The sequence below is a fragment of the Acidovorax sp. SUPP3334 genome (assembly GCF_030159055.1).
Taxonomy (GTDB): domain Bacteria; phylum Pseudomonadota; class Gammaproteobacteria; order Burkholderiales; family Burkholderiaceae_C; genus Paracidovorax.
In genome coordinates this window covers 1-12,278 of the sequence record NZ_BQXQ01000011.1, presented here as the reverse complement: position 1 = coordinate 12,278, position 12,278 = coordinate 1, and the positions used below count along the sequence as shown (strand labels likewise).

10 protein-coding genes are annotated in these 12,278 nt (G+C 69.2%); 8 read left to right on the top strand and 2 right to left on the bottom strand.

The window, feature by feature from the left end; all coding sequences use genetic code 11:
- Positions 1–7: 7 nt before the first annotated feature.
- The 8 genes from atpG (at position 8) to pdeM (ending at position 10,453) form a co-directional block, all read left to right on the top strand.
- Entirely contained in the window at positions 8–874 is an 867-nt protein-coding gene (atpG, locus tag AVHM3334_RS08005; protein WP_284411192.1) for a F0F1 ATP synthase subunit gamma, read from the top strand.
- 36 nt (positions 875–910) lie between these two features.
- Positions 911–2,317, top strand: a complete 1,407-nt coding sequence (gene atpD / locus AVHM3334_RS08000; protein WP_284411190.1) for a F0F1 ATP synthase subunit beta — start codon at positions 911–913, stop codon at positions 2,315–2,317.
- A gap of 128 nt (positions 2,318–2,445) precedes the next feature.
- A complete protein-coding gene (locus tag AVHM3334_RS07995) occupies positions 2,446–2,862 on the top strand; it encodes a F0F1 ATP synthase subunit epsilon (protein WP_284411188.1) in 417 nt (138 codons plus the stop codon).
- A gap of 313 nt (positions 2,863–3,175) precedes the next feature.
- A complete protein-coding gene (locus AVHM3334_RS07990) occupies positions 3,176–4,444 on the top strand; it encodes a ligase-associated DNA damage response exonuclease (RefSeq protein WP_284411186.1) in 1,269 nt (422 codons plus the stop codon).
- On the top strand, positions 4,441–6,135 hold the full coding sequence (locus AVHM3334_RS07985; protein ID WP_284411184.1) for an ATP-dependent DNA ligase: 1,695 nt from the start codon (positions 4,441–4,443) through the stop codon (positions 6,133–6,135). The genes AVHM3334_RS07990 and AVHM3334_RS07985 overlap by 4 nt, the downstream gene beginning before the upstream one ends.
- Positions 6,136–6,149: 14 nt before the next feature.
- Positions 6,150–6,551 carry a hypothetical protein gene (locus AVHM3334_RS07980; RefSeq protein WP_284411183.1) on the top strand — a complete coding sequence of 134 codons (402 nt, stop codon included), beginning with the start codon at positions 6,150–6,152 and terminating at the stop codon, positions 6,549–6,551.
- On the top strand, positions 6,542–9,598 hold the full coding sequence (locus AVHM3334_RS07975; protein ID WP_284411182.1) for a ligase-associated DNA damage response DEXH box helicase: 3,057 nt from the start codon (positions 6,542–6,544) through the stop codon (positions 9,596–9,598). Before AVHM3334_RS07980 ends, AVHM3334_RS07975 begins: the two co-directional genes overlap by 10 nt.
- 141 nt (positions 9,599–9,739) lie before the next feature.
- Positions 9,740–10,453: a ligase-associated DNA damage response endonuclease PdeM gene (gene pdeM / locus AVHM3334_RS07970; RefSeq protein ID WP_284411384.1), complete on the top strand. Its 714-nt coding sequence runs from the start codon at positions 9,740–9,742 to the stop codon at positions 10,451–10,453.
- Positions 10,454–10,478: 25 nt separating this feature from the next.
- On the opposite strand, the gene AVHM3334_RS07965 is transcribed toward pdeM, so the two are convergent.
- Together AVHM3334_RS07965 and AVHM3334_RS07960 are read right to left on the bottom strand one after the other, a co-directional pair.
- On the bottom strand, positions 10,479–12,128 hold the full coding sequence (locus AVHM3334_RS07965) for an NEL-type E3 ubiquitin ligase domain-containing protein (RefSeq protein ID WP_284411180.1): 1,650 nt from the start codon (positions 12,126–12,128) through the stop codon (positions 10,479–10,481).
- A gap of 19 nt (positions 12,129–12,147) precedes the next feature.
- On the bottom strand, positions 12,148–12,278 hold a 131-nt coding region (locus AVHM3334_RS07960; protein ID WP_284411383.1), incomplete at its 5' end, for an integrase core domain-containing protein.

The following is a 12,278-nucleotide window of genomic DNA, read 5'->3' as shown; positions in this document are numbered from 1 at the left end:
AATCATCATGGCAGCAGGCAAGGAAATACGCGGCAAGATCAAATCGGTGGAAAACACCAAGAAGATCACCAAGGCCATGGAAATGGTGGCCGCGTCCAAGATGCGCAAGGCGCAGGACCGGATGCGCGCAGCCCGTCCTTACAGCGAGAAGATCCGCAACATCGCCGCCAACCTGGGCAAGGCAAATCCCGAGTACGTCCATCCTTTCATGAAGGAAAACGATACGAAGGCGGCCGGTGTCATCGTGGTGACGACCGACAAGGGCCTGTGTGGCGGCATGAACACCAACGTGTTGCGTGCCGTGACCACCAAGCTGCGCGAGTTGCAATCCGCTGGCGTTTCCACGGAAGCCGTGGCCATTGGCAACAAAGGCCTGGGTTTCCTGAACCGCGTCGGTGCCAAGGTGGTTTCGCACGTCACCGGTCTGGGCGACACGCCGCATCTGGACAAGCTGATCGGCCCCGTGAAGGTGCTGCTGGACGCATATGCCGAAGGCAAGATCAACGCGGTGTACCTGGGGTACACCAAGTTCATCAACACCATGCGGCAGGAATCCGTGGTGGAGCGTCTGCTCCCCCTGTCTTCCGCGCAGATGGAGGCCGAGAAGACCGAGCACGGTTGGGACTACATCTACGAGCCCGATGCCCAGAGCGTCATCGACGAGCTGCTTTTGCGCTACGTCGAGTCCCTGATCTACCAGGCCGTGGCTGAAAACATGGCCTCCGAGCAGTCCGCGCGCATGGTGGCCATGAAGGCCGCCACCGACAACGCAGGCAACGTCATCGGCGAGTTGAAGCTGGTCTACAACAAAACGCGTCAGGCAGCGATCACGAAAGAACTTTCGGAAATCGTGTCCGGCGCTGCTGCTGTGTAAACAGACAGCTCAACCCACATTTATTTGGAGCAAAAAATGGCTCAAGTGCAAGGCAAGATTGTTCAGTGTATCGGCGCCGTGGTGGACGTGGAGTTCCCGCGCGACCAGATGCCGAAGGTTTACGACGCCCTGAAGCTCGACGGTTCCACGCTGACGCTGGAAGTCCAGCAGCAGCTGGGTGACGGCATTGTTCGCACCATCGCGCTGGGTTCGTCGGACGGCCTGCGCCGCGGCATCATGGTGAGCAACACCGGTAACCCGATCACCGTGCCCGTGGGCAAGGCGACGCTGGGCCGAATCATGGACGTGCTGGGTGCGCCCATCGACGAACGCGGCCCGGTCAGCCAGGAGTTGACGGCCTCCATCCACCGCAAGGCCCCTGCATACGACGAACTGTCGCCATCGCAGGAGCTGCTGGAAACCGGCATCAAGGTGATCGATCTGGTGTGCCCGTTCGCCAAGGGCGGCAAGGTGGGCCTGTTCGGTGGTGCCGGCGTGGGCAAGACCGTGAACATGATGGAACTCATCAACAACATCGCCAAGGCCCACTCGGGCGTGTCGGTGTTCGCTGGTGTGGGCGAGCGGACCCGCGAAGGGAACGACTTCTATCACGAAATGGCCGACTCCGGCGTGGTGAACCTCGAGAAGCTCGAGGACTCGAAGGTCGCCATGGTGTACGGCCAGATGAACGAGCCCCCGGGCAACCGTCTGCGCGTGGCCCTGACCGGCCTGACGATCGCCGAATCGTTCCGCGACGAAGGCCGCGACGTGCTGTTCTTCGTGGACAACATCTACCGCTACACGCTGGCCGGTACCGAAGTGTCCGCACTGCTGGGCCGTATGCCTTCCGCCGTGGGCTACCAGCCGACGCTGGCCGAGGAAATGGGCCGCCTGCAGGAGCGGATCACGTCCACCAAGGTCGGCTCGATCACCTCGATCCAGGCCGTTTACGTGCCTGCCGACGATTACACCGATCCATCGCCAGCCACCACCTTCGCCCACTTGGACTCCACCGTGGCGCTGTCGCGTGAAATCGCGTCGCTGGGCATCTACCCCGCCGTGGACCCGCTGGATTCGACCTCGCGCCAGCTGTCGCCGGCCGTGGTGGGAGAAGAGCACTACAACGTGGCCCGCGCCGTGCAAGGCACGCTGCAGCGCTACAAGGAACTGCGCGACATCATCGCCATTCTGGGCATGGACGAACTGGCTCCCGATGACAAGCTGGCCGTGGCCCGCGCCCGGAAGATTCAGCGGTTCCTGTCCCAGCCTTTCCACGTGGCCGAAGTGTTCACGGGTTCGCCTGGCAAGTACGTCCCGCTGGCTGAAACCATCCGTGGTTTCAAGATGATCGTGAACGGCGAGTGCGATCACCTGCCAGAGCAGGCGTTCTACATGGTCGGCACGATCGACGAAGCCTTCGAAAAGGCCAAGAAGGTCGCGTAAGGCGGCGCGCGGCTCGGCTGCGCTGCGCCCTGGCGTTGTGGGAAGGTGCCTTGACCGGCATCCGCCCACGCCAGCCGGCGGTGCCGCTGCCGGTCCCCCAGCTTTCCCGACTTTTGGAAGGAACCCCCATGAACACCATTCACGTCGATGTCGTCAGCGCCGAAGAGTCCATCTTCTCCGGCGAGGCACGGTTCGTCGCTCTGCCCGGAGAAGCCGGTGAGCTGGGCATCTATGCCCGCCATACCCCGCTGATCACCCGGATCAAGCCCGGTTCGGTGCGCATCGAGATGGCCGACGGCAGCGAAGAGTTCGTCTTCGTGGCCGGTGGCATCCTGGAAGTGCAGCCCGACCGCGTGACCGTGCTGTCCGATACCGCCGTGCGCGGCAAGGATCTGGACGACGAGAAGGCCAACCAGGCCAAGGCCGCGGCCGAAGAGGCCGTCAAGAACGCCAAGAGCGATCTGGACCTGGCCAAGGCGCAATCGGAACTGGCCGTGATGGCCGCGCAGATCGCTGCGCTGCGCAGGTTCCGCCAGAAGCGCTGATCGACGGGCTGGCCCCTCGTTCCGTTTCTGCCAGAGCCGCCTTCGGGCGGCTTTTTCATGGGCGATCGGTTTTCGTGCCGCTGTCCCTTCAGGCGCGGACGGCGGAAAAGGGCGATGCACGGGCATCCGGCGTTCTGGGTAGGCGTCGGCTGACAGGGGCATGCGGCGTTGCTCACCTGGGACGGGAAAGGCCGGGCGCTAGCATTCGGCATGCAAGCGCACACAGCACCTCCTTCTACGTACGGCGCATTGGGCGGCGGGGTCAGACAGGTCGCTCGTCGGCGCTTCTCCCCTTTTGCAAACGACTGCGGCCATGGCGCGTGGTGACGTGGACCTGATCGTCGCGCGCCCCGAAGGCCTTTACTGCACGGCGGGCGACTTCTACATCGACCCGTGGCGGCCGGTCCACCGCGCGTTCATCACCCACGGCCACTCGGACCACGCCCGTGTGGGGCATGGGCACTACCTGGCACACACCGACAGCGAAGGCGTGCTGCGCGCCCGGCTCGGCGCCGACATCGCGCTGCAGACGCTGGCCTACGGCGAAACCATCGAACACCACGGCGTGCGCCTGTCGCTGCACCCGGCGGGCCATGTGCTCGGCTCCGCCCAGGTGCGGCTGGAGCACGGCGGCCGGGTCTGGGTGGCCTCGGGCGACTACAAGACCGAGGCCGACGGCACCTGCACGCCGTTCGAGCCGGTGCGTTGCGACACGTTCATCACCGAATCGACCTTCGGCCTGCCCATCTACCGCTGGCCCACGCAGCCTGTGCTGTTCGCGGACATCAACGCCTGGTGGCGTGCCAACGCGGAGCAGGGACGGCCTTCCGTGCTGCTGTGCTATGCCTTCGGCAAGGCGCAGCGCATCCTGCATGGCGTGGACCGCAGCATCGGGCCGATCGTGGTGCATGGTGCGGTGGAGCCGCTCAATGCCGTGTACCGCGCGGCGGGCGTGGACCTGCCGCCGACCTTCCGCGTGACCGATCCGGGCGTGGACGCCCAGATGCTCAAGACCGCGCTGGTCATCGCGCCGCCGTCGGCCCAGGGCACGCCGTGGATGCGCCGCTTCGCTCGCCACGCGGATGCCTTCGCCAGCGGCTGGATGCAGTTGCGCGGCACGCGCAGGCGCCGTGGCGTGGACCGCGGATTCGTCATGTCGGACCACGCGGATTGGCCGGGACTGCAGCGCGCGATCGGCGCGACGGGCGCGGAGCGCGTCTTCGTCACGCACGGGAGCGTGGCCGTGCTGGTGCGCTGGCTGTGCGAGCAAGGGCTGGAGGCGCAGTCGTTCCACACGGAATACGGTGACGAGGACGATCAGGAGACTGCCGCCCCGGCGGCCGGGCCAGGCCAGGCCAGCGGGGCCGATGGATCGGAGGGCGGCAACGTCACCGCCGCCGCCGCCATCGCAGCGCCGGGCGGAGACGCCTCGCCGGTGATCGACGCAACCCCCGAATTGGCCGGAGAAGGGCCTGGAGAGGTCGCCGCTGCGGCTCAGGCCATCACCGCTGATGCCGGCCCGCCTTCTTCCGAATCGCTCTCTTTCGCACAGCCCCGCATTCCGCCCACCGCCCTGCCATGAATGACTTCGCCGCGCTGTACCGCGCGCTCGACGCCAGCACCTCCAACCTCGCCAAGCAAGCGGCGCTGCAGGCCTATCTGCGGACCGCGCAGCCGGCCGATGCCGCCTGGGCGGTGTATTTCCTGGCGGGCGGCAAGCCACGCCAACTGGTGCCGACCAAACTGCTGCGTGCCCTGGCGCGCGATGCGGCGGGCCTGCCCGAATGGCTGTTCGATGAGAGTTATGAGGCCGTGGGCGACTTGGCGGAAACCATTTCGCTGCTGCTCCCCACGCCGGCCGAGGTGCAGGCCCTGGGCCTGGCCGACTGGATGGAGCAGCACCTGCTGCCCCTGCGCGGCATGCCGCCCGAGGATCTGGCCCGCACCCTGCGCGTGCAATGGGCACGCCTGGCGGTGCAGGAGCGGCTGGTGTATTTCAAGCTCATCACCGGGGCCTTTCGCGTGGGCGTGTCGCGGCTGCAGGTCACCCAGGCGCTGGCGGCGGTCAGCGGTGTGGACGCCAAGCGCATCGCCCAGCGGCTCATGGGCTACACGCACATCGGCGCACGCCCTGGCGAGGCCGATTACCTGCGCCTGGTCGCCGCAGAAGGCGAGGAGGGCGATGACGCGGCCGGGGGCGAAGTGCGGGGCCACCCGTATCCGTTTTTTCTCGCGCACCCGCTGCAGCTGCCGGTATCGCAGTTCGACAAGGTGCTCGGCCCGCCATGGCAATGGGTCGTGGAATGGAAGTGGGACGGCATCCGCGCGCAGATCGTGCGGCGGGCGGGCAACGATGGCGCCACCACCTGGATCTGGTCGCGCGGCGAAGAATTGGTGAGCGACCGCTTTCCCGAATTGCAGGCCCTGGGCGACGCGCTGCCCGACGGAACGGTGCTGGACGGCGAGATCGTCGTGTGGCGCGCGGCCGAGGGCGATGCGGTGGCCCATGTGCGGCCGTTCGCCGATCTGCAAAAGCGCATCGGCCGAAAGACGCTGAGCCCGAAGCTGCTGCGCGAATTGCCGGTCGTGCTGCTGGCCTACGATCTGCTGGAGGAAGGGGGTGAAGACCTGCGCCGCCGGCCCCAATGGGAGCGGCGGGAGCGGCTGGATGCACTGCTCGCACGCGTGTCGCACCCGGCGCTGGTGAGCAGCCCGGTGCTGCAGGGCGACCGCTGGGAAGACCTCGCCACGCAGCGCGAGCAGGCCCGTTCGCTGGGGGTGGAGGGCATGATGCTCAAGGCCCGCGACGCCGAGTACGGCGTGGGCCGCACCAAGGACGTGGGCACGTGGTGGAAGTGGAAGATCGACCCTTTGAGCATCGACGCGGTGCTGATCTACGCACAGCGTGGCCACGGACGCCGCGCGAGCCTGTACAGCGACTACACCTTCGCCGTGTGGGACGGCCCGCCCGGCACGCAAGGGCGTTCGCTCGTGCCGTTCGCCAAGGCGTATTCGGGCCTGACCGATGCGGAGATGGCGCGGGTCGATGCGGTGATCCGCAAGACCACGGTGGAAACCTTCGGCCCCGTGCGCAGCGTGCGACCGACGCTGGTGTTCGAGCTGGGTTTCGAAGGCATCGCGCGCAGTTCGCGCCACAAGAGCGGGATCGCGGTGCGGTTTCCGCGCATGCTGCGCTGGCGGGAGGACAAACCCGTGGAAGAGGCCGATTCGGTGGACACCCTCGCGGCGCTGTTGCCGCGATCGGACCCGTGAGGCGGAGCCGCGCCATGCCGTTCGTGGCCGGAAAGCACCGCGCCGTGACCGCTTTCCTGGGCCGTGGCTGGGGCCGCATGCTGGCCCGGCGGCCCGCAGCGGTTTCCCGGCCACGCCGAAGCGGCGCGCTGCGGAACAAAGCCTCCGTGCTGTCCGCGACCTTGCGCTGCGTGGCGGGCCATCTGCGCGGCCTGCGCTGGGTGGAAGCGGTGCGAACGGGCTGGGCATCGCTCCCGTTCCGGCGCGCGCCACCCCGGCCCCGCAGGCCGCTGCGCGCCTCGGTGCGCGGGGGGCGCAGCGCATGGGCGGCCCGCCTGTCGCCGAAGCTGCGCCGCGCCCGCCCGGGCCGTGCGATGGCTGCCGCCACCACGCCCTCGTGGGGGCCGCTGCTGCGGGGAGGCGGGCGATGGCGCTGAAGCCCCCCACCGTACAGCGCGCCGTGGCCGACTGGTTCGCGCAGCGGGAATGGAAGCCGTTCCCGTTCCAGAAGCAGGTGTGGAAGGCCATGGCCGAAGGGCGCTCGGGGATGCTGCACGCCACCACCGGCGCCGGCAAGACCTATGCCGTGTGGCTGGGCGCCTTGCAGGCCTTGGCGGAGTCGGCAAAAGGCTTTGAACCAAATCATGCTCCAGCACAATCAATACTAGGGGGTGTTGCTATTAAAAATATAGCTAACGCCTCGCGCGGTCGCGCTGGCACAAGCGCGCCGCTCACGGTGCTGTGGCTCACGCCGATGCGGGCGCTGGCGGCCGATACGCTCAAGGCGCTGCAGGCCCCGCTCGACGCGCTGGCGCCGGTGCATGGCGGCGTGGCGCGCTGGACGGCGGGCGCCCGCACCGGCGACACCGCCAGTGGCGAGCGCAGCGCGCAGTCGCGGCGGCTGCCCACCGTGCTGGTGACCACGCCGGAGAGCCTGTCGCTGCTGCTGGCGCGGGGCGATGCCCGCGAGGTGCTGTCGTCCGTGCAACTGGTGGTGGCCGACGAATGGCACGAGTTGCTGGGCAACAAGCGCGGCGTGCAGGTGCAACTGGCCATCGCCCGTCTGCAGGGCTGGAACCCCGCGCTGCGCGTGTGGGGCATGTCGGCCACGCTCGGCAACCTGCCGGAGGCCATGCAGACCTTGCTCGGACAGCCGCCCGGACCGGAGCACGGCGGCGCTGGCGAGGGCGTGCTGGTGCAGGGCCGGGTGGACAAGCGCCTGGTGGTGGACACGCTGCTGCCGGACCACCCCGAACGCTTTTCGTGGGCCGGCCACCTGGGGCTGTCGATGTTGCCCGCCGTGGTGCGCGAGCTGGCCGGCACGCGCACCACGCTGGTCTTCGTCAACGTGCGTTCGCAGGCCGAGGTCTGGTACAAGGCCATCCTCGATGCACGGCCCGACTGGGCGGGCGAGCTGGCCATCCACCACGGATCGCTGGACCGGGGCGTGCGCGAATGGGTCGAGGCCGGGCTCAAGGAAGGGCGCCTGCGCGCCGTGGTGTGCACCTCCAGCCTGGACCTGGGCGTGGACTTTCTGCCCGTGGAGCGCGTTCTGCAGATCGGCTCGGCCAAGGGCATCGCGCGGCTGCTGCAGCGCGCCGGGCGCTCGGGGCATGCGCCGGGCCGGCCGTCGCGCATCACGCTCGTGCCCACGCACAGCCTGGAGCTGGTCGAGGCCGCCGCCGCACGCGCCGCGGTGCGCGCCGGGCAGGTGGAGATGCGCGCCAGCCCGCGCCGCCCGGTGGACGTGCTGGTGCAGCACCTCGTCACCGTGGCGCTGGGCGGCGGTTTCGAGCCCGAGGCGCTCTACGCGGAGGTGCGCCGCACCGCCGCCTATGCCGACCTGCCGCGCGAGGTGTGGCAGTGGTGCCTGGATTTCGTGCACCGGGGCGGCCCCTCGCTCGCCGTGTACCCCGACTACCGGCGCGTGGTGCCGGACGAGGACGGCATCTGGCGCATGCCCGATGCGCGGCTGGCCCGCCGCCACCGCTCCAACATCGGCACCATCGTGAGCGATGCCAGCATGGCCGTGCAGGTGCTGCACGGCGCGCGCCTGGGCACCATGGAAGAGAGCTTTCTCTCGCGCCTGTCGGCCGGCGACTGCTTCGTTTTCGCGGGCCAGGTGCTGGAGATGGTGAAGATCGAGGACATGACCGCCTACGTGCGCCGCGCCGCGCGCGGCCGCCCCACCGTGCCGCGCTGGGCGGGCTCGCGCATGCCGCTGTCCACCGTGCTGGCCGACTTCGTGGTGCGGCAGCTCGCGCTGGCGGCGCAAGGCGACTACGCCTCGCCCGAACTGAAAAGCGTGCGGCCCTTGCTCGACGTGCAGCAGCGCTGGTCGGCCCTGCCCACGCCCGGCACGCTGCTGGCCGAAACGCTGCACACCCGCGAAGGCTGGCATCTGTTCCTGTACCCCTTTGCCGGGCGGCATGCCCACACCGGGCTGGCCAGCCTGTTCGCCTGGCGCGCGGCGCAGGGCGAGGCAGGCACCTTTTCCATCGCCGTGAACGACTACGGGCTGGAGTTGCTCAGCGCCACCGAACGCGACTGGGCGGCCCTGCTGCCCGAACTGCTGAGCACGCAAGCCCGCACCGCGCCCGGTGCCCCCGAAGCGTCCACGGACCCGCCCCCCGGCGCGATCGCTTCCGGCCTGCGCGTGCCCGCCAGCGAAGCCCTGGTCATCCGCAACACCGCCAATGCCGCGCGGGCCGAGGCCGACGATGCCGCAGGCCACCCCCTGCCCGAGGCACCCCACGGCGACCCCGAGCGCCATGCCCTGCTGCACGAAGTGCTCGCCAGCCTGAACGCCACCGAAATGGCGCGGCGGCGCTTTCGCGAGATCGCGCGCGTGTCGGGCCTGATCTTCCAGAGCCACCCCGGCGAGCGCCGCAGCGCACGCCAGCTGCAGGCCTCGTCGCAACTGTTCTTCGAGGTCTTTCGCAAATACGACACCACCAACATGCTGCTGCGCCAGGCGGACGAAGAGGTGCTGAGCCAGGAGCTGGACGTTGCCCAGCTGCTGGCCGCCTTGCGCCGCATGCAGGGCCAGCAGCTGGTGGTGCGGCCGCTGTTGCGGCCGAGCCCTTTCGCCTTTCCGCTCATGGTGGAGCGCTTTCGCGAAAAGCTCACCAACGAGCATCTGGCCGACCGCATCGCCCGCATGCTCGCGCAACTGGACAGCGCGGCCGATGCGCGCGGCGCGGCCGCCGCCGCCGTGCCCCGCGTGCAGGACGTGGTGCCGCCCGATCCGCCGCTGCGCGCCCGCAAGCGCGCCAAGGCCGGTGCGGCCGCAGCCCCGGCCGAGCCTGCCGCCCCTGCCACCCCTGCCACCCCCGCTACGCCCGCCGATCCGCTGCAGGCCGCGGCGGCCGAGGTGCGCCGCACGCTCGACTTTTCGCTCACCTCGGCGGACGAGTCCGCGCCGGGGGGCGCTCCCAAGCGGCGGCGCGAGCGAAAGCCCTCCCGGCCGCTGCCCCGGCTGTGAGCGGGGACAATCCCGACCCGTGCCGTACGTCCACCGTTTTTACTGCCCTCCCGCCGCGATCACCCTGCGCACGTGCCTTGCCACTCCGATGCGCTGGCCGTGCCAGACAACGCCCGCCACGGCGCGCCCGGGGGCAGGCGCATGAGCCGCACCCTGGAGCCGCCCCGCCTGTCGGCGGGCGCCACCGTCTGCCACCTGGCCGGCACCGAGGTGCATCTGCTGCCCGACCGCGCCCTGTGGTGGCCGGCAGGGCGCACGTTGTTCATCGCCGACCTGCACCTGGGCAAGTCCGACACCTTCCGTGCCCGGGGGCTGCCGGTGCCATCGGGCACCACCCGCGAGAACCTGGACCGGCTTTCCGCGCAGATCGCGCTGCTCCATGCCCGGCAGCTCGTGGTGCTGGGTGATTTTCTGCACGCGGCCGAGTCGCAGTCGCCTGCCGTGTTGGCGGCCCTGGCGGCATGGCGCGCCATGCATGCCGCGCTGGAGGTGGTTTTGGTGCGCGGCAACCACGACAGCCATGCCGGCGACCCGCCTGCGGGTCTGGGCATCGCCATCGTGAACGAGCCCTGGCCCATCGGGCCGTTCGCCTGCTGCCACCACCCGCAGGCGCATGGCGCGCTGCATGTCCTCGCCGGCCACGTCCATCCCGCCGTGGTGCTGCGGGGGCGGGGGCGCGACGCCCTGCGCCTGCCCTGCTTCGCGGTGGGGCCGCAGCTCACCGTGCTGCCGGCGTTCGGCGAGTTCACCGGAGGGCAGACGATGACCTCCGGACCGGAGCGCCGGTTCTTCGCCGTCGGCGGCGGGCGGGTGTGGGCGGTGCCGGGGCGGGTGGACCCCAGCGGCGCCGGCTGAAGCGGGATGGGCCGCCTGCAGCGGCTCAGGCCGTGCCCGGCTCGGGTTCCACGGGGAGGACTGGCGCTTCGAGGCCCGCCAGGTGCCGCAGCAGGCGGTCTTCCTCGTACCGCCACCGCGCTTCGACCGCCCGGGCGCGGATGGCGTATTCGACCTGCCCTTCCAAGTCCGCGGGCGCGGGAAGGTCTTCATCGAAAAACGGATCGTCGTCGCGCGCCTGCTGGAGCTGCGCGAATGCGCGCGGGTGCAGCGCCTTCATGCCTTCGCGCCAGGTCGTGTGGCCCATGCGGAAGTCACCGTACGCGGCGGGGTCGCGGGCCTGCTGCATCACGGCGTGTTCCAGATCGTTCACGTCATTTCCACGCAGCACGCTCAGTTGCACGGCCTGCACGCTCGCCACGGTGCCTTGCGGCAGGTCGAGCCGATCCCGCAGCGCCTGCTTGGCGTGCATCACGGTCTCCAGTGGCTCCCGCGTCAACTGGCGTCTCGGCCAGGGCCCCAGGTCCTGACGCTGCAGTTCGCGGTGGATGAACCGGGTGACTTCGCTCTCCAGCAAGGCCAGCCGAAATTGCTGCCCCGCCCAGCGGTCGAACTGCACGGCATCCACGCGACCGCTGCGGATGTCCGCCACCATCTGGTGGTTGCTCACGGCCAGCAGCACCTTGGAAAAGCCTTCGAGGACGTTGTCCCGGCAGCTGCCCAGGGCCGTCTGCGCAATCAGGTAGACCTGCGCTCGCAGATCGGAATCGCCCGCCACGGCATGGATGACGGCGGCGACCTGCTCCGCCCGCTGCGCCGTGGATGCGCTGTCTTCATGGCCATCTTGGCTGGCATCGCGCAGCCGTGACAGCAGGCGGGCGAAAGCGGGGGCCCGGGGTTCGTCATCGAAGGTGCTCAACGCTGCGGCATCCGAATGGTCCTGGCCGAGCCACCGGGCGATTTCCCAGCCCAGCGGTCGGGTCTGGCGCAGCAGGTCCAGGGCGAGCTCTTCGTGCTCGTTGTCTTCCGATTCGTCTTCCGACTCGACATCGTCGTCGTCTTCGAGGCGCACCAGGAGAGCCTGCAACTGCCAGATGGCCTCCGCCGTGACTGGATGCAAGGCCCCATCCCTGGCCCGGTCCTCCAGCCCGTCGCGCAATTCGGGCAGGGCCCCCAGTTCCATGAGCAGGTCGGCCGATGCGCGCAGCACCTGCTGCTCCCGCTCCGGGTGGGCGTCCAGCATGTCCAGCAATGCGAAGACATGGGCGGTCTGGGGCGTGCCATGAATGCCGAGTTCCGCATGGTTCACGAAGGGGAGCGTGAGCGGGTCGGGCGCCGCGTCGCCATCGCTGAACCAGTCTTCTTCATCGGAATCCGAGGTCTGGGACGACCCAGCTGACGATGGGGAGTAGTCCGGCGTGTCGTTCAGGTCCGGCAGGTCCGGCGATTGGGGCGGCGTGTCGTTCAGGTCCGGCAGATGCCGTGGCAGACGGGCCCGCGGCGCTCGCAAGTGGGCCCCGGCTTCGGCGGCGCTGCCCGGCAACGCATTGCGCGCGACCAGGGGCTCCGCCGCGTGCATGGCACCGTCCCGGCGGGGGCGGACTTGGCGGTCGGAAGTGGCCGGCGCATCAGCATCGATCTCACGGGTTCTCACGATACCAATGCGTGCGATGCCGGGGAAGGAGCGGCTTTCCACGGTAGTGCGGTGTTCGGGGCTAGCTGTCGAGTTGCAATAGGTTATACCCGGCAAGTCGGGAAGCTGGAGGTCTGTAGCCCAAGGCCGAGTGGGGCCTCCTGGCGTTGTAGTAGCTCAGGAACGCAGGCAACCATGCTGTGCGTTCCTTGC